Source organism: Cellulophaga algicola DSM 14237, from assembly GCF_000186265.1.
GTDB classification, from domain to species: domain Bacteria; phylum Bacteroidota; class Bacteroidia; order Flavobacteriales; family Flavobacteriaceae; genus Cellulophaga; species Cellulophaga algicola.
In genome coordinates this window covers 1171540-1193366 of the sequence record NC_014934.1, presented here as the reverse complement: position 1 = coordinate 1193366, position 21827 = coordinate 1171540, and the positions used below count along the sequence as shown (strand labels likewise).

At 33.6% G+C, this 21827-nt stretch carries 20 protein-coding genes; 9 read left to right on the top strand and 11 right to left on the bottom strand.

All coding sequences use genetic code 11. The features are described 5' to 3' along the window. Window positions 1–13: 13 nt before the first annotated feature. Window positions 14–1105 carry an alanine dehydrogenase gene (ald, locus tag CELAL_RS05110; protein WP_013549846.1) on the top strand — a complete coding sequence of 364 codons (1092 nt, stop codon included), beginning with the start codon at window positions 14–16 and terminating at the stop codon, window positions 1103–1105. Window positions 1106–1241: 136 nt separating this feature from the next. Continuing rightward, a complete protein-coding gene (locus tag CELAL_RS05105) occupies window positions 1242–1937 on the top strand; it encodes a zinc metallopeptidase (RefSeq protein WP_013549845.1) in 696 nt (231 codons plus the stop codon). Window positions 1938–2528: 591 nt separating this feature from the next. On the opposite strand, the gene CELAL_RS05100 is transcribed toward CELAL_RS05105, so the two are convergent. Both CELAL_RS05100 and CELAL_RS05095 read right to left on the bottom strand, forming a co-directional pair. Continuing rightward, on the bottom strand, window positions 2529–2999 hold the full coding sequence (locus tag CELAL_RS05100) for an Lrp/AsnC ligand binding domain-containing protein (protein ID WP_013549844.1): 471 nt from the start codon (window positions 2997–2999) through the stop codon (window positions 2529–2531). Window positions 3000–3048: 49 nt separating this feature from the next. Next, window positions 3049–4422, bottom strand: a complete 1374-nt coding sequence (locus CELAL_RS05095; protein WP_013549843.1) for a saccharopine dehydrogenase family protein — start codon at window positions 4420–4422, stop codon at window positions 3049–3051. A gap of 72 nt (window positions 4423–4494) precedes the next feature. Between CELAL_RS05095 and CELAL_RS05090 the strand changes: the two genes are divergently transcribed. Both CELAL_RS05090 and pckA read left to right on the top strand, forming a co-directional pair. After that, a complete protein-coding gene (locus CELAL_RS05090; protein ID WP_013549842.1) occupies window positions 4495–4881 on the top strand; it encodes a DUF423 domain-containing protein in 387 nt (128 codons plus the stop codon). A gap of 77 nt (window positions 4882–4958) precedes the next feature. After that, entirely contained in the window at window positions 4959–6566 is a 1608-nt protein-coding gene (pckA, locus tag CELAL_RS05085; RefSeq protein ID WP_013549841.1) for a phosphoenolpyruvate carboxykinase (ATP), read from the top strand. A gap of 59 nt (window positions 6567–6625) precedes the next feature. Here the strand turns inward: pckA and CELAL_RS05080 are convergent, their stop codons facing one another. The 3 genes from CELAL_RS05080 to CELAL_RS05070 are packed head-to-tail and all read right to left on the bottom strand — an operon-like array spanning window position 6626 to window position 9705. Then, a complete protein-coding gene (locus CELAL_RS05080) occupies window positions 6626–7372 on the bottom strand; it encodes a uroporphyrinogen-III synthase (protein ID WP_013549840.1) in 747 nt (248 codons plus the stop codon). Between the two features lie 5 nt (window positions 7373–7377). Beyond that, window positions 7378–8037, bottom strand: coding sequence for a DUF4271 domain-containing protein (locus CELAL_RS05075; RefSeq protein WP_013549839.1), 660 nt, complete (start codon window positions 8035–8037; stop codon window positions 7378–7380). After that, entirely contained in the window at window positions 8038–9705 is a 1668-nt protein-coding gene (locus tag CELAL_RS05070; protein ID WP_013549838.1) for an ArnT family glycosyltransferase, read from the bottom strand. Window positions 9706–9864: 159 nt separating this feature from the next. Between CELAL_RS05070 and CELAL_RS05065 the strand changes: the two genes are divergently transcribed. Genes CELAL_RS05065 through CELAL_RS05055 form a run of 3 tightly spaced genes read left to right on the top strand, consistent with a single transcriptional unit; the run spans window position 9865 to window position 12371 of the window. Next, window positions 9865–10599, top strand: a complete 735-nt coding sequence (locus CELAL_RS05065; protein ID WP_013549837.1) for a polyprenol monophosphomannose synthase — start codon at window positions 9865–9867, stop codon at window positions 10597–10599. Further along, the gene (locus CELAL_RS05060) at window positions 10596–11930 is read left to right on the top strand and encodes a dihydroorotase (protein WP_013549836.1); all 1335 of its coding nucleotides are present in this window, start codon (window positions 10596–10598) and stop codon (window positions 11928–11930) included. Before CELAL_RS05065 ends, CELAL_RS05060 begins: the two co-directional genes overlap by 4 nt. 3 nt (window positions 11931–11933) lie before the next feature. Beyond that, complete coding sequence (locus CELAL_RS05055) at window positions 11934–12371, top strand: DUF4296 domain-containing protein (protein ID WP_013549835.1); 438 nt, start codon at window positions 11934–11936, stop codon at window positions 12369–12371. Here the strand turns inward: CELAL_RS05055 and CELAL_RS05050 are convergent. Beyond that, window positions 12368–13375 carry an NAD-dependent epimerase/dehydratase family protein gene (locus tag CELAL_RS05050; RefSeq protein ID WP_013549834.1) on the bottom strand — a complete coding sequence of 336 codons (1008 nt, stop codon included), beginning with the start codon at window positions 13373–13375 and terminating at the stop codon, window positions 12368–12370. The two genes, CELAL_RS05055 and CELAL_RS05050, sit on opposite strands and share 4 nt — an antisense overlap. Before the next feature lie 101 nt (window positions 13376–13476). Here CELAL_RS05050 and tyrS point away from each other — a divergent pair, with 101 nt between their 5' ends. Both tyrS and CELAL_RS05040 read left to right on the top strand, forming a co-directional pair. Next, window positions 13477–14772, top strand: coding sequence for a tyrosine--tRNA ligase (gene tyrS, locus CELAL_RS05045; protein WP_013549833.1), 1296 nt, complete (start codon window positions 13477–13479; stop codon window positions 14770–14772). A gap of 100 nt (window positions 14773–14872) precedes the next feature. Beyond that, window positions 14873–15373 (top strand): hypothetical protein, encoded by a 501-nt coding sequence (locus CELAL_RS05040; protein ID WP_240927753.1) that lies wholly within the window; start codon window positions 14873–14875, stop codon window positions 15371–15373. Between the two features lie 80 nt (window positions 15374–15453). On the opposite strand, the gene CELAL_RS05035 is transcribed toward CELAL_RS05040, so the two are convergent. The 5 genes from CELAL_RS05035 to CELAL_RS05015 form a co-directional block, all read right to left on the bottom strand. Continuing rightward, on the bottom strand, window positions 15454–16431 hold the full coding sequence (locus CELAL_RS05035) for a LuxE/PaaK family acyltransferase (RefSeq protein WP_013549831.1): 978 nt from the start codon (window positions 16429–16431) through the stop codon (window positions 15454–15456). A 106-nt stretch (window positions 16432–16537) separates the two neighbouring features. Then, window positions 16538–16858, bottom strand: coding sequence for a T9SS type A sorting domain-containing protein (locus CELAL_RS05030; RefSeq protein ID WP_013549830.1), 321 nt, complete (start codon window positions 16856–16858; stop codon window positions 16538–16540). A gap of 224 nt (window positions 16859–17082) precedes the next feature. Further along, on the bottom strand, window positions 17083–17391 hold the full coding sequence (locus tag CELAL_RS05025) for a T9SS type A sorting domain-containing protein (protein WP_013549829.1): 309 nt from the start codon (window positions 17389–17391) through the stop codon (window positions 17083–17085). Window positions 17392–17607: 216 nt separating this feature from the next. Next, a complete protein-coding gene (locus tag CELAL_RS05020) occupies window positions 17608–18804 on the bottom strand; it encodes a hypothetical protein (protein WP_013549828.1) in 1197 nt (398 codons plus the stop codon). Between the two features lie 176 nt (window positions 18805–18980). After that, on the bottom strand, window positions 18981–21743 hold the full coding sequence (locus tag CELAL_RS05015) for a TonB-dependent receptor (protein WP_013549827.1): 2763 nt from the start codon (window positions 21741–21743) through the stop codon (window positions 18981–18983). Window positions 21744–21827 lie beyond the last annotated feature (84 nt).

Sequence of the window (21827 nt, the reverse complement as noted above, 5' to 3'; positions counted from 1 at the left end):
ATATACAAAGCAAATGAAAATAGGTATCCCTAAGGAAATTAAAAACAATGAGAGTCGTGTAGGAATGACTCCAGGTGGTGTTTTTGAACTTGTAAAACACAACCATGAAGTATTTGTACAGTCAACAGCAGGTGATAATAGTGGTTTCTTAGATGAAGCTTATGTAGATGCTGGAGCTACAATTCTTGAAACCATTGAAGAGGTATATGCTATCGCTGAAATGATTGTAAAGGTTAAAGAACCTATTCAGGAAGAATACAGCCTTATTAAAAAAGGACAAATTGTATTCACATACTTCCATTTTGCTTCAAGCGAGCCTTTAACTAAGGCTATGATAGAAAGTGGTGCTGTCTGTATTGCTTATGAAACAGTAGAAGATAAAGATGGTGGCTTACCATTATTAACGCCAATGTCTGAAGTTGCTGGTAGAATGTCTATCCAACAAGGGGCAAAATATTTAGAAAAACCAGTAAAAGGTCGTGGACTATTATTAGGTGGTGTACCAGGAGTTCCTCCAGGAAAAGTTTTAATACTTGGTGCAGGGGTAGTAGGTATGCAAGCTGCTAAAATGGCATCTGGTTTAGGTGCTCAGGTAACTATTTTGGATGTTGACATGAAACGTTTGCGTTATGCAAATGACGTTTTACCAAATAACTGTACTACGTTATTTTCTAACGAATACAACATTAGAGAATTTGTACAAACACATGATCTTATAATTGGTGGTGTTTTACTTAAAGGTAAAAAAGCGCCAAATTTAATTACTAGAGACATGCTAAAAACCATGAAGTCTGGTGCTGTTATTGTAGATGTTGCTGTAGATCAAGGAGGTTGTGTAGAAACAACAAGACCTACAACGCATGAAGATCCTATTTATATTATAGATGAAATTGTACATTATTCTGTTGCAAATATGCCAGGTGCGGTACCTTATACTTCTACTATAGCGCTTACTAACGTAACTACAGCTTACGCTATTAAGATTGCTAATATGGGTTGGAAAAAAGCATTAGCTTCTGATCCGGGACTACAGAAAGGTTTAAATATTTCTGAAGGTGAAGTAGTTTATAAAGAAATTATTGAGGCATTTGAATGGGCTTCTTAAGCTAATTCATTCTCAAAAGTTTTAAAGTCCTGCCAAATTTTCCACATTTACGTGTTGGAAAATTTTGGCGGGATTTTTGCGTTAGTATAGTATAGCAAAGAATCTTTGCTATATTTAAGTTTTAAAATAAAAAATTATGTACGGATATTATATATTAATAGGAGCGATTGCATTAGTTAGTTGGTTAGTAAGCAGGAAGCTGAAAAGCAAATTTGAGCAATACTCAAAAATACATTTAAGAAATGGCATGAGCGGTGCAGAAATTGCTGAAAAAATGCTAGCGGATAATGGTATTCGTGATGTAAAAGTAATTTCTACACCGGGCATGTTAACAGACCATTATAATCCTTCAAATAAGACTGTAAATTTAAGTGAAGGGGTCTATAATCAGCGTAATGCTTCTGCGGCAGCAGTTGCGGCTCACGAATGTGGTCATGCGGTACAACATGCGCAAGCCTATCAATGGTTAGGCTTACGATCTAAATTAGTTCCTATTGTAAACGTTACCTCTAGCATGTCTATGTGGATCGTATTTGGTGGACTAATGTTAGGTGCAGCTGCTGGATTTGGAATTGGGTATTATGTCGCAGTCGCAGGTCTAGTTATGATGAGTTTTGCTACGATTTTTAGTTTAGTTACCTTACCCGTAGAATATGATGCAAGCCATCGTGCATTGGCATGGTTAAAGAATACAAATATGTTAGCTCCAGATGAATATGCTGGCGCAGAAGATGCTTTGAAATGGGCTGCAAGAACCTATTTAGTAGCGGCTATTGGTTCCGTTGCTACTCTTGCATATTGGGCTTTACAAGTATTTGGAGGAAGAAGGTAATATAACTTTTAATAGATAATAAAAAAGGTTCCTTTACTTAAGGAACCTTTTTTATGTCTAAGATTTTTACAGTTTGTTCATAGGTGTGTAAGCGCATGATGTGTACTATGCATCTGAGAAGTTCTATATCCTTGCTTTTCTTAATTTTAACATCGTATCTATTTTTTTTGGAAGAGTTAAAAACCTCATATTTAATGGTGCTTTCAGATACAATCTCATCAAAATAAGTGGAGAATAAAGCGATAGACTTAGTTTTGATTTCTTTTAAAATTTCAGTTTTGTTATCATATTTTATAGAAAGCTGTGTTTGATAATGACAAGATTCTGTACCTGTATTAGGTAATGTCTGTATCGCAGTCCTTTTTGTTTGTATTAAAGAGTTCTCTTAAAAGAGACTTTGGGTTTTCTTTATTAAATAATTTAAAAATTACTTCATTTTTTAAGAGATACTGATTAGTAAGTTCTTTTGCCAGCTTACATTGGCCATCAAACTATCAGATTTCAATTCTTCTTTGCAGGAAAAAAAGCATAGTGCTACACAAGCAATACTATAGCTTAGTTTTTTATTTTTGAAACTTAGAGAAATTAACCTTATATCGTTATTTGGCGTTCTATTTGTTGATCTAGCGAAATAAAAGTTTCCGTTCTTGATACCCCATCAATCTGTTGAATCTTATTGTTTAAAACCTGCATTAAGTGCTCATTATCTCTACATAATACCTTAATTAAAATAGACCAGTTTCCTGTAGTGTAATGACATTCAAGAATTTCAGGAATTTTCTCTAATTGTTTTACAGCGACTGGGTTGCTCATTGCTTTATCTAAATAAATACCCACATAAGCCATCGTAGAAAACCCAAGTACTTTTGGATTAATTACAAATTTTGACCCTGCAATAAGTCCTGAATTTTCTAGTTTCCGGAGCCTTTGATGAATAGCAGCGCCAGAAATACCTATGTTTCTAGCTATTTCTAGAACAGGTTTACGGGCATCAGACATTAGAAAACGTAATATCTTTTTATCTATTCCATCAATTTTTACATTTTCTTTAGCTGATTTCATTTGTTCTAGTTTCAATTTAGAATGAAATATAGCAAATTAGTTTCAATTACTAACTAGCAACCGTGTTTGGATTGTATCCCAAGTAAGGTACTTCTTCCTCATTAAATATAATTCCGTAAGCTTCTAGTTCTTTTAAAATAGGGGTATATACTTCTTCTTGTAGTGGAATTTGTATTCCTGCGCGCGTAATTTTTTTATTTAAAATTAATAAAGTAGCAATCGCAACAGGTAGGCCTACTGTTTTAGCCATAGCCGTATGGCTTCTATTTTCGCCTATGACCACCATGTTGGCATCAATCTGTTTTTTAACCCCGTTTAATTCATAACCAAATTTATGATACATCACTATCATATCTTTGTCTTCGTCTGCAAGAGTCCAGCTATCTTCAAGTATATTTTGTAGTATTTGTGCTGGAGTTGCATTTTTAAGGGCAATTTTTTTGTCAGCGCTAAATAAGTCAAGTTCCAGTAATTTCTCCCACATAATATCATCTTGATCTATTTTTAGATAATACCTAAGTTTCAATTCTACGGAGTCAGTAGGAGAATAGGGTAGAAATAAATTCACAAATTCTCTATAGGCCATTCCTTCAGAGTTTTCAATGGTATAGCTATCGTCTGTTAAACCTAATTGCACAAACATATTCCAAGCCTTAGAGAAACCTACACGTCTCATAGTTCCTCTGTATAATGTGAGAATATCATTGAGGCCATAAGCTTCGCGGTATTTTAAGGAGTCTCTATTAGCGTAGACTTCAAATTTGCCATACCCTTTAATATCTACAAACTCTGTTCTTCTAAATAGTTTGTGGTATGGAATATACTTATAAGTTCCTTCTTGAATAAATTGTGCCGTACCACCTTGACCTGCTACGACTACGTTTCTAGGGTTCCAAGTAAATTTATAATTCCATAAATTGTTATCGCTCTCAGGGGCTACTAATCCTCCTGTAAAAGATTCAAACAATATCATTTTGCCCCCTTTCTTTTTAATTCCATCAATGATCTGCATGGCGCTCATATGGTCAATACCTGGGTCTAGACCAATTTCGTTCATGAATACAAGCCCTTTTTCTTTAGCTTCTTTATCTAAAGTTTTAATTTCATCACTAACATATGAAGCGGTAACTAGGTGTTTGCTAAATAAGATACAGTCTTTGGCAATATTAATGTGCATATGCGCTGGTAGCATGGATACAACGATGTCTACTTCTTGTACTGCTTTTTGGCGTTTTTCTGTATTGAAGATGTCTAGTTTTATAACAGCGAAATTTGAATGATTTTTAAATTTTGCAGGTATAGTCTCCGGATTTAGATCTGCAATGACAACATGTAATTGTTCATCAATTGCTTTTTCTAAAAAGTAATCTAATAGATATGATGTGGACTTACCAGCACCAGTAATTAGAATTTTACGCAGCATAGTTTTGTATCTTTATAGTGACATTTAAATTTCACATTTGTTATATATGTAAAAATAACAATCATTTTAGTTATGAACAAAACAATTTTTACTACAGGAATATTATTTGGGACACTTGCAGTGGTACTTGGCGCATTTGGGGCACATGGTTTAAAAAATTTGATAAGTGTAGAGGCGGTAGCATCTTATAATACGGGAGTTACCTATCAAATGTATCATGCATTATTACTTTTAATTCTTTCAGGAGTTAGTAAAATTCAAGAAAAAGATAAGAAGCTAATTTATTGGATGTTTACGATCGGGATAATTTTCTTTTCTTTTTCTATTTATTTATTAGCAACAAACAGCTTGTTTTCTTTCAATTTTAAGTCCATTGCGTTGCTTACACCTATCGGTGGGATGCTATTAATTGTAGGTTGGGTTTTACTTGGTTTTCGCTATTACAAAGAAAATTATTAGATATTAACGAAAAAACTACCCTATGAATTATAATTTCAATAATTTTACCCCATTAAAACTAATAAATCTTCTTTAATATGGATAAGATTGCGAAAACGATTTCGTTGATTAAGTATGGTATTACAAGTGAAAATGTACATTATCAATTATCACCAGATGATTTACATAAATTAACCCTAGAAAAGGGTATGGGGAAAGAAGCATCTTCTGGTGCTCTTGCGGTAAATACAGGTGAGTTTACCGGTAGGTCTCCTATGGATAGATTTATAGTAAAAGATGAAGTTACAAATGATAAAGTCTGGTGGGGCAATGTTAACATTCCTTTTGAGCCTGCTGCTTTTGATACCTTGTATGATAAAGTCATCACTTATTTAAATAATAAAGAAATTTATGTACGCGATAGCTATGCGTGTGCAGATGAAGATTACAAATTAAATATTAGGGTAATTAATGAGTACCCTTGGTCTAACATGTTCGCTAGTAATATGTTTTTGAGGCCAACAGAACAAGAATTGGTAAATTTTGATCCAGAATGGACGGTAGTGAATGCTCCTGGTTTTATGGCAGATGCTGAAGTAGATGGTACGCGTCAACACAATTTTGCAATTTTAAATTTCACTAGAAAGATTGCTTTAATTGGTGGTACAGGGTATACAGGAGAAATTAAAAAAGGAATTTTTTCTGCTCTTAATTTTATTTTACCGGTATATAAAAATACATTACCAATGCACTGCTCTGCAAATGTTGGGAAGGATGGCGATACTGCAATTTTCTTTGGACTATCGGGAACAGGGAAAACAACACTATCTGCAGATCCGAATAGAAAACTAATTGGTGATGATGAGCATGGTTGGACCAAAGAGAATACCATTTTTAATTTTGAAGGAGGGTGCTATGCTAAAGTAATAAACCTATCTGCAGAAAATGAACCAGAAATTTTTGGAGCAATTAAAAAAGGGGCGTTACTAGAGAATGTTGTTATGGACTCTCAAGGAGTTGTAGATTTTGAGGATATTTCTATTACTCAAAATACAAGAGTAAGTTACCCAATTGATCATATTGAAAATATTCAAGTACCTTCTATAGGTGAAAACCCTAAAAACATCTTTTTTTTAACGGCCGATGCTTTTGGGGTTTTGCCTCCAATTTCTAAGTTGACTCCTAGCCAAGCGGCTTACCATTTTATTTCTGGATATACGGCAAAAGTAGCTGGTACTGAGGCAGGAGTTGTAGAACCTACGCCTAATTTTTCTGCTTGTTTTGGAGCTCCATTTATGCCTTTGCATCCTACGAAGTATGCAGAGATGCTAAGTAAGAAAATGAAAGATGCAGGCGTTAATGTTTGGTTGGTAAATACAGGATGGACAGGTGGTCCTTACGGAATAGGAACACGTATGAAGTTGAAGTATACTCGTGCCATGATTACAGCAGCTCTAAATGGAGATTTAGGATTGTACTCTTACGATAAGTATCATATTCATTCTGTATTTGGCGTTGCACAGCCTAGAGAATGTCCTGGGGTGCCTACAGAAGTTTTAAGCCCTAGAACAACATGGAATAATGATGAGAAATATTACACAACAGCATTTAAGCTATCTAATGCTTTCCGTGAGAATTTTAAAAAGTTTGAATCGGATGCAAATGAAGAAATAAGACGTGGCGGACCACAACGCTACGGATTCTAAAAACTAAAAAAGCCTCTGAAAAGAGGCTTTTTTTATACTAGTACATAAGAAATTAGTACTTATTTTTTATTTAATCCTGCTATATATTTCTGTAACGCCATAGTCATTGAAGGCGTTTCAGGAGTTGGAGCTTTTATGTCTATTCTTAAGCCAGCATCGGTAGCTGCTGCTACGGTAGAATTTCCGAAAACGGCAATTCTAGTATCTTTTTGTTCAAAATCTGGGAAATTCTTTAATAAAGATTCAATTCCAGATGGACTAAAGAATACTAAAATATCATAATACACATCTTTCAAATCAGAAAGGTCACTAACTACAGTTTTGTAGAAGATACCTCTGGTCCAATTTAATCCTAATGCATCAAGTGTTTCAGGAACAATCGGTTTTAGAGAATCTGAAGATGGTAGTAAAAATTTTTCATCTTTATACTTTTTGAAAAGAGTAGAAAGATCTTGAAAATTCATTTTACCTACATATATTTTACGCTTTCTGTATACTACATATTTTTGTAGATAATAAGCAACAGCTTCTGACTGACAGAAATATTTCATCGAATCAGGTACTTTAAAGCGCATTTCTTCTGCAATTCTAAAAAAATGATCTACAGCGTTTCTGCTAGTTAATATTATAGCAGTAAAATTATTTAGATCAATTTTTTGTTGCCTTACAGTTTTGGCATCTACGCCTTCAACATGTATAAAAGGTCTAAAATCTACCTTTACTTTTTCCTTGTCAATAAGTCGGGAATATGGAGAGTTTTCCATCTTCGGTTCTGGTTGTGAAACCAAAATCGTTTTTACTTTCATAAGCATCAGTCTTTAAAGTAATCTCCTAAAAGCACTAAGGGTGCTATTTCGAGTGTGCAAAGGTACAAAATAAAATAGAAAAAATTATTGGTAATTAATTTTTGATGATTTCTTATCGCAGTAACCCATCCTAGGGTGTTAATTGTTATAATTAACAATACACTTATATAAATTACAATTTTTGAATCTTTTACGATATAAGTAAGAAGAATATTCGCAATGAACATTACTAAACTACTGTAATTAAAGTAAGATATTTTTTTAAATAAAAATTCGCTAATAGCTCCTTGGATGTTAAAAACAAAGGCATTACATAGATGTAGTATTAATTTAGAAAAGAAAAAAGCAATTAGGACTCCTAGCGTAATCATGTAAGAAAAAGGAGTGGTACTACGTTGAGTTACGTGAAAAATTGAATCTAAATAATATAAAAATAAAGCAAAATTCAGCAATTGAAAAATAGAAAGAAAAATAGTGAACCAATGCGATAGTTTGTCTTTTTTATTATAGAGAAAGATATATTTATTGTTGAAAGGTAAAATAATAAAATTTGCAAATCTACCGTAGTAAATCTTTTTAGCTAGAACCATTGTGGCAATGCTACAACATAAGATAAGGGTAATCCAGTCTACGTTTTCGATTGTTCTTAGTAAAACCTCTTTCATTTAGTTTACTAATTTTATATTATCACCATTCATCCCTGGTTGAAGTCCGTTTTCACTAATTGCAATTTTAAAATAGCCCGGATTTTCCATTTTAAATGGTGGGAGTTTAAAACTGTAATATACGGTGTCTTTGGCTTTTAATAGCGTAATGTTTGCGTCTTTTGGAACTGGCGTAATGGGCACAATTTCTTCCGGGCGCTTGTATTGTGTGTGATAAGCAACCTTGTATTTTAACTTACTTAGTTCAATATCAAAATCATAAGGGTTGTAAATTTTTAAAGTGATGTCGCTTTTATTTTTAAGTGAAATCTCACTTTCATCAAGAATAGCACGTAATTTTCTAAAAGATTCAAAATCATTCATGTAAACACCAAAACCTTTTTTCTGTTTAGGTAAATCAACAGCGATGTCGCCTTTTTTTAAATAGCCTGAAACATAGAGTATTTTTTTATGTTGCACTTTTGATTCGGTATCATCTATGGAATATTGATTTCTTCGATACATGACATTATTTAATGAGAACGAAGTTTTTCCAGAGTAAAACTCATACATAGGTGCGTTTCTATAAGAGTTTTCAAAAACTACAGGAGTATCGCCAACCCTATCACTAATAGATGCTGCCCACTCTTTATTTCCGTGTGACTCATAATGTATAGGTGCAATTTCTTCGAACACTAACACAAAACGTATAAATATAAGGAGAACAATATTTACTAATCCCATTCTAAAAATCCATTTCCTGGCATTCTCATTCTCTAACATATAATTAAAAGCAAGTATAGCTAGTGATATAGAGATAACAATTATCCACTGCGTTTGTATGCGACGATTAAAACTAGAAATAAAGAAGAATATGATGGTGCCGTATGTTAAGTACAATAAAGCTTTGTTGAATAAATCTGTCCCCTTAGTTTTCCATAATGCTTTATAGATCCAGAAAAATGTAAGCCCGAATAAGGCAAGAAGGTTTAAAAAGAAGCCAACGGTATAATCATTAAAGTCATAAGCCCTATTAGGGCGCTCAAATAGATGATATTTTACGGATACAAAATCGTTTTCATAGAGCCATAAAAAGTGTGGCAAATAACCTAGTAATGCTACGAATACTGCTAGCCATGCATATTTGTTTAAAACTAATTTTATGTTTGAAATTAACACAAATATAATCACTAAAACGGCGTGGTATTTACTGTACATTAACGCGCTCATAATTAAGCCTAAAATTATTGATAATAGGATAGAAGGGGCGGCAATGAACTTTTTATAAACATATAAAAAGGCAGCGGTGAAAAATAAAAGGGGTGTATCTGGGAGGGTAAAAAAGCCGTAGGCATTTAAGAGAGTCATTGAAAATGTGAGGACAAAAAAGTGTAGCACATAATCTTTCTTTTTTGGGTTATCTATTACTAGCCAAATAAATAGAAGTGTACCTATAGAAAGTAAGCAGCTCATAAACCGAACGCCTAGCTCACCATCAAAGAAAAAACTACTTAATTTAATTAAGAAAGCCACCATGGGTGGGTGGTCAAAATAACCCCAGGCCATATGTTGAGCATAATGCCAATAATAGGCTTCATCAAAAATTAAATCGGTAAAATAACTTTGTATTAAATTGATCGCGAAAATAATTCCAAGGATAAAAATAAATAATTTCGGCAGTTTCTGCATTTTTCAACAAGCTTATTTGCGCAAAACTACAAATTATAAGACATAGGCTTTTAATTAATTAGTGTAATTAGCTTTTTTGTCTAAAATAATCATAAATACTATAGGTGAATTTCGTTACCAGTATAAAAAAACTATTTTTGCAAGAATAGATTTTTTTTTATGATCGATAGTCTTGTAATTATTCCAACTTTTAACGAAATTGAAAACATAGAAGCTATAATTAAAGCTGTTTTTGATTTGGAGAAGGAGTTTCATGTGTTAATTGTTGATGATAATTCACCAGATGGAACTGCGAGTAAGGTTATGGAGCTACAAAAAGCCTTTCCAGGAAAACTATTTTTAGAAGTTAGAAAAGAAAAAGCAGGTTTAGGCACGGCTTATATTCATGGCTTTAGATGGGCATTAGCAAACCATTATGAATTTATTTTTGAAATGGATGCTGATTTTTCACATACCCCGGCCGATCTTACGCGCCTTTATCAAGCTTGCGTAGATGGGGCAGATCTGGCAGTAGGATCTAGATATATTAAAGGTGTTAATGTTGTTAACTGGCCTCTACATCGTGTATTGTTGTCTTATGGAGCATCATTCTATGTAAAAATTATTACAGGAATGCGAGTTCATGATCCTACAGCGGGCTTTATTTGTTATAAAAGAAGAGTTTTAGAAAATATAGATTTATCTGCGATTCATTTTGTAGGCTATGCTTTTCAAATAGAAATGAAATTTAGAGCGCATTTAAACAAATTTAAGATTGTAGAAGTGCCTATTATTTTTACCGATCGTGTATTGGGAAAATCAAAAATGAATTCTTCTATAGTTCGAGAAGCTATTTTTGGCGTAATCAAAATGAAATGGATGAGCTTTTTTAGAAAAAATAAATTTAAATCATGAGTAAGTTTTTAATAAAGAATGCTACTATCGTCAATGAAAATAAGCTAGAAGTAGCAGATATTCTTATTCAAGACGATATTATTCAAAAGATTGCTACTGATATTTCAGATGCTACAGCTACGGTTATTGATGCCTCTGGAAAATATATTTTTCCCGGAATTATTGATGATCAAGTTCATTTTAGAGAACCAGGATTAACCCATAAGGGAGATATAGCTAGTGAAAGTAGGGCAGCTGTTGCAGGAGGGATTACAACCTTCATGGAGCAGCCAAATACCAACCCACAAACAACAACTATAGATAAATTAGAAGAAAAATTTGCGATGGGCGCTAATAGCTCGTATGCTAATTATTCATTCTTATTTGGGGGGACCAATGATAATCTAGAGGAACTTAAAAAATTAGATAGAAATGCCTGTTCTGGGGTAAAATTATTCTTAGGATCGTCTACTGGTAATATGTTAGTAGATAATGAGGAGGTCATAGAAAAAATATTCAGAAATACAGAAATGGTGATCTCGGCACATTGTGAAGATGAAACCACCATAAAAAATAATCTGGCCAAATACAAGGAGCAGTATGGAGATAATATCCCTATGGAATACCATCCTTTAATACGAAGTGCAGAAGCTTGTTATCTGTCATCATCTAAAGCAATAGCCCTAGCCAAACAAACAGGAGCAAGATTTCATGTGTTTCATTTGTCTACAGGAATAGAGACTTCACTTTTTAGGAATGATATTCCTTTAAAAGAAAAGAAAATTACTGCCGAGGTGTGTTTGCATCATTTATGGTTTTCTGATGAAGATTATAAAACTAAGGGTAGTTTAATTAAATGGAATCCTGCAGTAAAATCCGCAGAAGATAGAGATCAATTATGGGATGCTTTTTTAGATGACCGTATTGATGTTTTAGCAACAGATCATGCGCCGCATACTATGGAGGAGAAAGATAATGTGTATACTAAAGCACCGTCAGGCGGGCCGTTGGTTCAGCATGCATTGCCAGCTATGTTAGAGAAGTACCATCAAGGTAAAATAAGTTTAGAGAAGATTGTAGAGAAAATGTGTCATAACCCAGCTATTTTATTTGAAATAGATCGCAGAGGTTATGTGCGTGAGGGGTATTATGCAGATTTAGTTTTGGTAGATTTAAAAGATTCTTGGACGGTTTCTAAAGCAAATATTGCCTATAAATGTGGTTGGTCTCCTTTTGAAGGAAGTACCTTTCAGTCAAATATATCGCATACTTTTGTAAACGGACATTTAGCTTATGAAAACGGAAATTTTTCTAAGAAACGCAATGCTAAACGTCTTACATTCAATAGATAAATTATGCATAGACTTGTTATTTTAGTTGCTTTAATTTTGATGGTTTCTTCTTGCAAAGAGGAATTAATTAAGCCGCCAGAAAACCTTATTACAAAAGACAAGATGTCGGTAATTTTGTACGATTTAGCTTTAGTTACCGCTGCAAAAAATACGAGTGTAGATGTTCTAAAAAAAAATGATATAGAAGCCATGAAATATATTTATACCAAACATGGTATAGATAGCCTTCAGTTTGTAGAAAGCGATGTTTATTATGCTTCGAACCCAGAGGTGTATGATGAGATTTATGAAGGTGTAGAAGCTAAATTAAAAGGAGATCTTAAAGTTGTAGAAGATGCTAAAAAGGAGCAACGAACCTTAGATAGTATTGAGCGTATACGTAAGCCTAAAAAGCTTGATAGTATAACGGTAGAGAAACCTCTGAAGCCAAAAGTGAATTAAGAAGTTTCCTTTTTAAAATGTTCTGTACAAAAATCTAGTACCTTATCTATAGGTTCAAAGGTGTAGCTAAAAGCAGTTTTTATCTTTTGATTGTCATATTGTTTTTGCTCTTGGAGCGATTTTGTGCTGTTCTTCGTTAATTTTCGTTCCTTATTAGAGAAGAAGCTAGCAAGCCAATCTAGTCGCCATAAAAAGCTCAGCTGCCATTTTTTTAATTCTTTATTTGGGGGTCTTAGGTCTAGTTTCTTAGAAATATGGCATAAAATTTCTTTATAGGTGTTGTTTTCTGCAATAGCAATATAGCGTTCTTTATTTATCTCAGAATTCATTCCTAAGATCAATAGGTTTACAACATCTGTTACACCAATAAAACCTGTGCCACTAGGAGGGTAATATGCATATCCTTTTGCTGCGGTTTTAAATATAGTACCGCTTCCAGAATCCCAAAACCCAGGGCCTAGTATAACGCCAGGGTTCAGTATTATGCTAGGTAGGCCTTCTTGAGAGCCGCGCCAAACCTCTATTTCTGCATCGTGTTTAGTGAGTGCATACACATTGGCATCTTTTGCATTCCAATCGGAGTCTTCGTTGACAGTATCAGAATTAATTTCTTGACCAATAGTAGCAATAGAACTTATGTAAGCCAGTTTTTTGACCTTCTTTGCTAAGCTAATGTTTACAATATTAGCAGTGCCTTCGCAATTTATTTTAAATAGTTTGTCATAATTTCTAGGGTCAAAAGAAATTAAAGCCGCACAATGATACACATGTGTTATGTTTTCAAAAGCGATGTCTATGGCAGGAACATCATTGAGGTCTGCAAGTACCCATTCTATTTTATTGAATTGTTCTTGAGAATTTCTCGTGTAGTAAGAAAATATTTTTTCTACCTGTTTTAAGTCGCTATGTTCTCTGTGAATAGCTCGTACCACAGTATTTGTTTTGGTTAATTCAAACAAAAGATGTGACCCAACTAAACCTGTACCGCCTGTGACTAAAATCATGGTTTAAAAATACGGAATTGTAAATCATTTAATCAATTTTTACGGAGGCTAAAACTCTACATTCTTTTATATTTGCAGCTACATTAAAAAATAGTACACTAATGAAAACCAATTTTGTAGCAGAATTACAATGGAGAGGCATGTTACATGATGCCATGCCAGGAACAGAAGAGCATTTAATGAATGAAATGCAATCGGCTTATGTTGGTATAGATCCTACGGCAGATTCGTTGCATATAGGGCATTTAGTAGGGGTGATGATGTTGCGTCACTTTCAATTAGCAGGCCATAAACCGTATGCGCTTATTGGTGGTGCTACGGGAATGATTGGAGATCCTTCTGGGAAATCTACAGAACGTAACCTTTTAGATGAAAAAACCTTACGCCATAATCAGGATGCTTTGAAAGCACAGCTTTCTCGTTTTTTAGATTTTAGCGGTGCAGCAGATAATGCGGCTATTCTTGTCAATAATTACGATTGGATGAAAGACTTTTCATTCTTAGAATTTATCCGTGATGTGGGGAAGCATATTACTGTAAATTATATGATGGCAAAAGATTCTGTAAAAAAGCGTCTTTCTTCAGAAGCAAAAGAAGGAATGTCTTTTACAGAGTTTACCTACCAACTTGTTCAAGGGTATGATTTTTTACATCTTTTTAAAGAACACAATTGCACCTTACAAATGGGAGGTAGTGACCAGTGGGGTAATATAACCACAGGAACAGAACTTATAAGACGTATGGGTGGTGGTAAGGGTTATGCACTTACCTGTCCATTAATTACAAAAGCAGATGGTACTAAGTTTGGAAAGACTGAAGGGGGTAATGTTTGGCTAGATGCAGAACGTACATCACCTTACAAATTTTACCAATATTGGTTAAATACCTCTGATGAGGATGCAGAAAAGTATATTAAAATATTCACCTTTATCGGTAAAGAGGAAATAGAAGCTTTAGTAGCGGAGCATAAAGAAGCGCCCCATTTACGTGTACTTCAAAAGCGTTTAGCAGATGAGATTACCGTAATGGTACACTCACAAGAAGAACTTGATAACGCTGTTGAGGCAAGTGGAATTCTTTTTGGAAAATCTACAGCCGCAAGTTTAAAGAAATTAAATGAAAAAACATTCTTAGACATTTTTGAAGGTGTTCCTCAAGCAGAGGTAGCTATGGCAGATGTTGAGGAAGGTTTAGATATGATTGGAGCTTTAGCCGCGAAGACTAATTTTTTAGGGTCTAATGGGGAAGCTAGAAGAGAGCTGAAACAAAACTCTATCTCGGTAAATAAAGAGAAGGTTAAAGAAGACTACATAATTACAAAAGAAGATTTAATCAACGATAAGTTTGTTCTTCTACAGCGAGGAAAGAAAAATTATTTTGTAGTAGTCGTTGTTTAATTTTTTTTAAATTAAAGTCAATAAATAAATTATAAACACGTTAGTATAGAGTAATCGTTAATTTTGTAAGTAAATGCGTACTTTTTTTAAGTTTTTTATATTGATCTTGGTAATAACTAGCTGTGATAAGTTAGATGAATTAACCAAATTTGACATTGATTATGATAGTCAAGTAACCATTGAATCTTCAACAATAATAGATTTGCCTTTTAATGTGTCTACTCCAGATATGGAAACAAATTCAGAATCTGAATTTGAAGTAAATGACACACGTAAGGATTTAATTGAAGAAATAATCCTGAAAGAAATTACATTAACAATTACGTCTCCTGAAACCGCCGATTTTAGTTTTTTAGAATCTATTGAAGTTTATATTAATGCTGATGATTTAGATGAGATTTTAATCGCCTCTAAAACAGAGGTTGATGCAACAGCATCAGTTTTAGAATTAGATCTAGCAGATTCTGATTTGCAAGAATATATTAAGAAAGACTCTTTTACACTTCGTATGAGTACCGTAACTGATGAGGCTATAAGTCAAGATCATAAAATTGACGTGCATTCTGTTTTTGCTGTTGATGCAAAAATATTGGGATTGTAGAACTTATATTTTTGTTTGAAATATTGAAACCTTGGTAATTTATAATTGTCAAGGTTTTTATTTAAATATTTATTGTGTTTTTAAAAAACTAATAAATTACAGCCTCGAATATCAGAATGGTCAAAACGGCCTAATACCTCGAACGTATCATCATCATATTTTTTACCTAAATCTTGTGTCGCAATAAAGGAGCAGGAATTTATATTGGCCAAATCTATAACATTAACGCCGCCAGTTTTTCCTGTACTTTGGTAACTCAGGGCATCTTCTGGGTCTCTAATGATCACATCCATCCAAGGTGGAGTTTCAAAGATACCATCGCCTTTAGAGTATGCTTGTGATAACAGTTCGGTCATGCCATATTCAGAATGTATCTTCTGCACCCCAAAGCCCTCTTTTAGTGTGTCATGTAGTTCTTCTCTAATCATTTCTTTTCTTCGGCCTTTCATTCCGCCGGTTTCCATGATAATTACATTTTTTAGCTTAAGAGTGTAGTTTTCTACAATATCTAAAAGGGCGAAAGAAACTCCGATGAGAAGAATTTTGGTATTTGATTGGTCTAACTCTTTTAATTTCTGGACTAAAAGATCAAGGGTGTCTAAATAAAATCCGCTTTCTGGGTGCTTACTTCTTTTAATTAAATCATCGGCCATATAGATTAATGACGAACCTTGGCGTTCTAAATAAGAAGGTAATAAGGCTAAAACACAATAATCTGTAACAGCACCATAAAAATGAGTAAACGCCTTTAGGTAACTTTCTTCGTAGATAGAAACATCTGTTACATAATGTGTACTCGTCATTGTTCCTGTGGTTCCGCTACTGGTAAAAAGTATCTCGGGTTTTTTAGTAGTAGCGACTACTTTTTTGGATTTAAAAAATTCAATAGGTAAAAAAGGAATAGCGACGACTTTAGAAACGTTGCTAGGTGTTTTCTTCAGGTAGTTACAAAATTCTTGATACACAAGGTTATGGGTATATTGATGACGGTAGACCTGTAGGGCTACGGAATTAAAATCTGATGGTGATTGAATAGTAAAAATAGAAGAAGCGTCCATAACTAAATAATACGACCACAAAAGTAATCATACTCATTGGTCTAAAAAATTAAAACTCTTTTTCAATGATAGAAAAAGAGTTTTAATTATAATAGTTTGGTTTGGGTTATTTCACGACTAGCTTTCTAGAGGTGGTTTTGTTATTCTCTGTTACTTGCACAATGTAAACTCCTGCATCTAGTTTAGAGATATTTAATTCTTTATAGTGACTGTTTACTTGTAACACTAATTCTCCTAATAAATCATATACTTGAATATTCTTCTTTAGGTTGTCTTTTGTGGTAATGTAAACCACATCATTAAAAGTAGGGTTAGGATATAATTTGAAGCCAGTTATTTCGGTATTATTTGCACGGTTTTCTACGAGCTCTTGTCCTGAAAGAGAGAATGTAAAAACCATAAGTAGGATTAAGTAGATTTTTTTCATGTGTGATTTGATTGGGATATCTGATGTAAATTTAGTAAAAGAGTATAGGGAGCAGTACTAAATGTTGTGAAACACAGAATATTGTAGGTAAACAGACTTTTTTCTCTTTTTATGAGGTTTTTACTTTGTAAATGAGTCTTTTAGGTATACGAGTGTGTAGGCCTCTTTAATTATATTTGTAGGATAATTACTCAGTTGTAATCAAAAATGGGGTGAAATGTGATCTACTTTACGATAAGTTTTCGTGTTACCATTTTGTCTTTTTCGTAAACACGAATTACATAGATGCCGGCATCTATATCAGAAAGATTTAATTCGGTACCGATAATGGTAGATTCCATGACCTTAGTACCAAGGACATCAAAAATTAATACTTTTTTAGGAGCATTTAATAGGGTATTGATGTAGATTTTTCCGTTAGTTACAGGATTAGGGTATAATTTAAACCCTTCAATATCACCAGTAGTAGGCTTGTCCTGGCTATAACCAAGAGTTGCAATACATAGGAAGATTACAAAGTAGAGTTGTTTCATATTATACCGGTAACAAATAGTATACCACGAAGATAGTAAAATTATAAGTGTAGAAACGAATTGTTAAATTTAAATCAAAAATTTTCGATAAATGGTGCTGTATGTTTGAAATATAGTAGATTAAAGGTGCATTTTTTAAATTTCATAGAATATATGATGTAAAAAAAAAGCCTCGCAATTGCGAGGCTTTTAAGTACTGTATTTTGTTCGGTGGTATTATTTTATAACTACGAATGATGGGCTAGCCCAATCAAAAGCTGTTAGATCTGCTCCGATACCAGCCTTGCCAGTTACTGTATTGTCTGCGGTTACTGTAATCCCGTCTTCAATAACTGTAATAGCGCCATTAATGTCTCCTCCAATTTTATCTTCACCAACGTTACCTTGAGCGTAAGCATCAGTAAGAGTAACAGTACCATCTCCTTTGTCATCAGCAGTATCTATTCTGTTTTCGAAAGATGCAGATCCGTAAGTGGCAAAAAGTAAATTGTTTATAGTAGCAACGGTACCTCTTCTAATTTCTGCTCCAGCTTTAAGTGCTACACCAGGGTTTAGGTTTAATATTGTTACATTATTTAATGTAGGCATAGAAATAGGGGTTGCTGTAGCGTCACTTCCGTTACTATCTCCTTCAATACCTCTTGGGTCTTCTGAAGCAACATCAAAACCATCATTACGAACTCCAAAAGCGTTGTCGATTGTACCTGTATAACCTTCTGTCCAATCAAACATATCATCAGCAATATTAGAACAGAATACATTTGTTACATTAACAGTACCTCCAAAAAACTCGATACCATCATCATTACCGTTATTTACTACGATATTGTTTACAATAGTTCCGCTACCAACACCAAAGAAAGAGATGCCATTAAATTCTGATTCTCCATTAATTTTTGCGCCAGTATACTCTGCAATTACATAAGTTAATTCTCCAGAATTGTCATCATTGGTAGTACCTCCGTAAAATAATCCTGCAACTTCAGACTGTACATCAGTCCCTTTATTTGAAGGTGCTTTTCCTGCTAAAACAATTCCACCCCAATCACCAGCTTTTGGAGAAGCGGCATCAGAAGTAAATGTAATAGGGTTTGTTGCAGTTCCCTGTGCCATAAGCTTAGCGCCTCTTTCCACAGCTAAAAATACATCAGTTCTACCACTTTTTGCTTTAATAACGGTTCCAGGCTCTATCGTTAATGTAGCGCCTTCTTTTACAGTTAATGAGCCTGTGATGGTATATTCAATTGAAGCCAATAATTTACTATCTTCAGTTATTTCTCCAACTAGTTCACTCCCTGTAATTTCTCCGTTACTTTCTTCAGGTGCTGTTATTTCTCTATTGTCATCATCAGAAGAACAAGACATTACAGTTGCAGCGCATGCAGCGAAAATTAAAGTTTTTAAAGTTTTCATTTTAGTTTTTGTTTACGTTTTTTGTTTCACACAAATTAAAGACAACATCTTAACTATAGGATTACCTAAATATTAGTATTGTGTTAAGTAACGTTTTCTAATGTTAAGCTTATGTTTATTGCTAATTAATTACAAATAGGCATAAAAAAACCTCCTTGGTATAGGAGGTTTTTTTATTAGAAGTTTAACGATAATCCAGCAGATATACCAACGCCATTCTTATACGAATTCATTGTAATTTTTTCAGGAATATCTCTGTAGCGTTCAAAGCTAGGATTTAAGATGTTTTTAGCATTTAATTTTAATCCAATAGTTTTATTAAACTTGTGGCTAAGCACTAAATCTAAAATTGGAACTGCTTTTTCAATAATATTTTCTTGGAAGTTTGTACCTATACTGTATACTTTGTCACTTTGATAATTGAAAACTAGAGAGGCAATAGTTTCTTTTTCTTCAAAATCAAATTTATAAGAAACATCTGCATTTACAGTAAAAGGTGAGGCGCCTTCTAATTCAGAACTACTACCGGTATAATTAAATGAAGTATTATTCGCGTTGTATTCTAATTTAGTTTTCATAAAGGTAGCATTTGCGCCAACACTTATGTTGTTTCTTTTAAAATTGTCAGATTCACTATTAAAAAGATCTAATTTTGTTTCTACTTCTATTCCAAATACAGAAGCATCACCAGCGTTGTCAAAAGTAAAGTCTCTTTCTATGGAAGAGTTTCTTTCAAGTCTGTTAATTGAGTTTTGAATTAATTTTCCAAAAACGCCAACAGCAAATAGCTCATTTGATTTAGGAAACAATTCAAATTTAATTTCAGCATTGTAGTTATCGGAAGGTAAAAGTCCAGGATTACCAGATTCTTGATAATTGATACCTTCGTAAGCAAAAGGAGCAATTTCTTTAAATTGAGGATACGTATATGACAAACTACCAGAAGCTCTTAAGTTTATTTTATCATTCAAAGCATACTTCAAATTCAAAGAAGGTAAAATATACTGCTTATCTAAATCAATGCTGCTATTATTTGAAAAACCAGGGAAGCTTATGTTCGTGTTCCAAGTTACGTTCATTTTAATATCTTCCGCTCTAATACCTACGTTAGCAGTGAATTTGTCTGTTACGTTGTAAATAGCATCAATATAGGCTGCATGTACTTTTTTATCAGCATCATATAATTGTGGTAAATACGTTTCTGCATCGTTATTATTTCTACCTCTAGAGGTTTCAATACCAAAAACACCATTGGAAAGGTTTTCTTGGTTGAAAGTATTGTCAAGATTATCAAGGTCAACAAAAGCAGTTCTTGGAGAAGAAAAGTTATGGTCAAAATAGATACCATCAAATTTTCGGTCTGTAATTCTTCCGTTGTATCCTAAGGTTACTTTTCCTTTATTTTCAAAGCGCTCCCCTAAATACTTTACAGCGTTTACGTTTGCAGAATAATCATTTTCAAATAAATTTCCGTAAAAACGACTATTGTCTCTTACTGCATTTTGCGAAATTCTAGTGGTGTTATCATCATTATCTATAATGAAGGTGTTTTTTCTTCGGTCTGGTTCGTCATTATATATAGAGCTGTATCCAAGAGATGCGTTAACGTCAATAGTTTCTCCAAACTTATGGTTAGACAAAAGTTGATTTACAAAAAGTCTATTTTGTACTTCAGTTTGTAATAGTAAGTTTACAAGTCTATTGTCGTCTTCGCCTCTACCTATATCAGTAGTTGTCCCCGTGAAGTCTTCTATTTTTTGGTTGTTAGAATGAACAAATAAGTGATTAAAACTTAATTTGTGATTTGCATTTATCTTATACACTAAATTTCCCATTAACATTTTAGAGGCATTGTAGCTGTATGTTTTAGTGTCGAATTGTGATCCAGTATTTCCAACATCAATAGCGTTTTCTGAAACACCATCTTGAAAACTATACTTATTGTCAAAAGACCCTACTAAGAAGAAACTGATAGTACTTTCGTCAGATACTTGAAATTTCTTTCCGTAGTTTATGGATACTCCTAAATTAGGACTTGCCGTATTTGTTTCAGGAGTAAAACCGTTAGAAAAGCTGTATGCTGTTAAATCTCTAATGTTGTGCTTTGTATCTGTATTTACGCCCACCCAATTAGCACCATCAATATTTTTGAAGTCTTTAAAGGTGGTTTGTGAATTATAACCTGAAGAGATCCCTACTTTAAATAAAGATGAAGTAGTCATTTCTCTACTTACTATATCAATATTAGCACCCGCTACATCAGAAGATAAGTTGGATGAAAATGATTTAGAGATCCCTACGTTCTCAATAATATCAGTACCAAAAAGTGATAAATCTATATTTTTATCTCCTGGATCATTTGATGGTAATGGTAGTCCGTTAAACGTGGTACTGTTATAACGATCACCTAAACCTCTAACATAAATTTTGCTAGAGCCTTCTTTTTTGTTTACCCCTGTTACTTTCGTAGTTGCATCTGCAGCATCTGAAACTGCTTTCTTTGCTAATTCTTGTGCTCCAATTGCTGTTTTTATCTCTACAGCTCTTTTTTGATCTAATAAAAGTGCGGCTTCAGAATCTTTTCTAGTAGTTGTTGTTACAACCACTTCGTCTAAAGACATTCCTTCACTCGCTGCCATAGGAACATTTATAGTGGTTGCTTTTCCTGCTTCTATCGCTACATTCGGGATTTCAACAGATTCATACCCTAAATAGCTAAATACAACGATATAGGTGCCTGGATCAATATTTGCAATTTCGTATAATCCGTCAAAATCTGTAGTCGTACCTTTCGTTGTCCCTTTTATTAACACGTTGGCAAACGCCAAGGGTTCATCACTTGCTTCTTTGTCAATTACTTTCCCAACAACACTTCCTTTGTCCTGTGCGTAAGATAAAGTGGATACTATTAAAAATAATGATACTAATAGATACTTCATTTTGTTTTTGTCTTTTTACGCGGCAAAGAACGTTCGGCAGGGTAAAAGTGATGTTACCTCTATGTTAAAGATTTATTTTTTAAG

Excerpts from the sequence above, each read along its gene's own strand:
- ald (WP_013549846.1), top strand. The coding sequence starts at position 14 with ATGAAAATAGGTATCCCTAAGGAAATTAAAAACAATGAGAGTCGTGTA.
- CELAL_RS05105 (WP_013549845.1), top strand. The coding sequence starts at position 1,242 with ATGTACGGATATTATATATTAATAGGAGCGATTGCATTAGTTAGTTGG.
- CELAL_RS05100 (WP_013549844.1), bottom strand. The coding sequence starts at position 2,999 with ATGAAATCAGCTAAAGAAAATGTAAAAATTGATGGAATAGATAAAAAG.
- CELAL_RS05095 (WP_013549843.1), bottom strand. The coding sequence starts at position 4,422 with ATGCTGCGTAAAATTCTAATTACTGGTGCTGGTAAGTCCACATCATAT.
- CELAL_RS05090 (WP_013549842.1), top strand. The coding sequence starts at position 4,495 with ATGAACAAAACAATTTTTACTACAGGAATATTATTTGGGACACTTGCA.
- pckA (WP_013549841.1), top strand. The coding sequence starts at position 4,959 with ATGGATAAGATTGCGAAAACGATTTCGTTGATTAAGTATGGTATTACA.
- CELAL_RS05080 (WP_013549840.1), bottom strand. The coding sequence starts at position 7,372 with ATGAAAGTAAAAACGATTTTGGTTTCACAACCAGAACCGAAGATGGAA.
- CELAL_RS05075 (WP_013549839.1), bottom strand. The coding sequence starts at position 8,037 with ATGAAAGAGGTTTTACTAAGAACAATCGAAAACGTAGACTGGATTACC.
- CELAL_RS05070 (WP_013549838.1), bottom strand. The coding sequence starts at position 9,705 with ATGCAGAAACTGCCGAAATTATTTATTTTTATCCTTGGAATTATTTTC.
- CELAL_RS05065 (WP_013549837.1), top strand. The coding sequence starts at position 9,865 with ATGATCGATAGTCTTGTAATTATTCCAACTTTTAACGAAATTGAAAAC.
- CELAL_RS05060 (WP_013549836.1), top strand. The coding sequence starts at position 10,596 with ATGAGTAAGTTTTTAATAAAGAATGCTACTATCGTCAATGAAAATAAG.
- CELAL_RS05055 (WP_013549835.1), top strand. The coding sequence starts at position 11,934 with ATGCATAGACTTGTTATTTTAGTTGCTTTAATTTTGATGGTTTCTTCT.
- CELAL_RS05050 (WP_013549834.1), bottom strand. The coding sequence starts at position 13,375 with ATGATTTTAGTCACAGGCGGTACAGGTTTAGTTGGGTCACATCTTTTG.
- tyrS (WP_013549833.1), top strand. The coding sequence starts at position 13,477 with ATGAAAACCAATTTTGTAGCAGAATTACAATGGAGAGGCATGTTACAT.
- CELAL_RS05035 (WP_013549831.1), bottom strand. The coding sequence starts at position 16,431 with ATGGACGCTTCTTCTATTTTTACTATTCAATCACCATCAGATTTTAAT.
- CELAL_RS05030 (WP_013549830.1), bottom strand. The coding sequence starts at position 16,858 with ATGAAAAAAATCTACTTAATCCTACTTATGGTTTTTACATTCTCTCTT.
- CELAL_RS05025 (WP_013549829.1), bottom strand. The coding sequence starts at position 17,391 with ATGAAACAACTCTACTTTGTAATCTTCCTATGTATTGCAACTCTTGGT.
- CELAL_RS05020 (WP_013549828.1), bottom strand. The coding sequence starts at position 18,804 with ATGAAAACTTTAAAAACTTTAATTTTCGCTGCATGCGCTGCAACTGTA.
- CELAL_RS05015 (WP_013549827.1), bottom strand. The coding sequence starts at position 21,743 with ATGAAGTATCTATTAGTATCATTATTTTTAATAGTATCCACTTTATCT.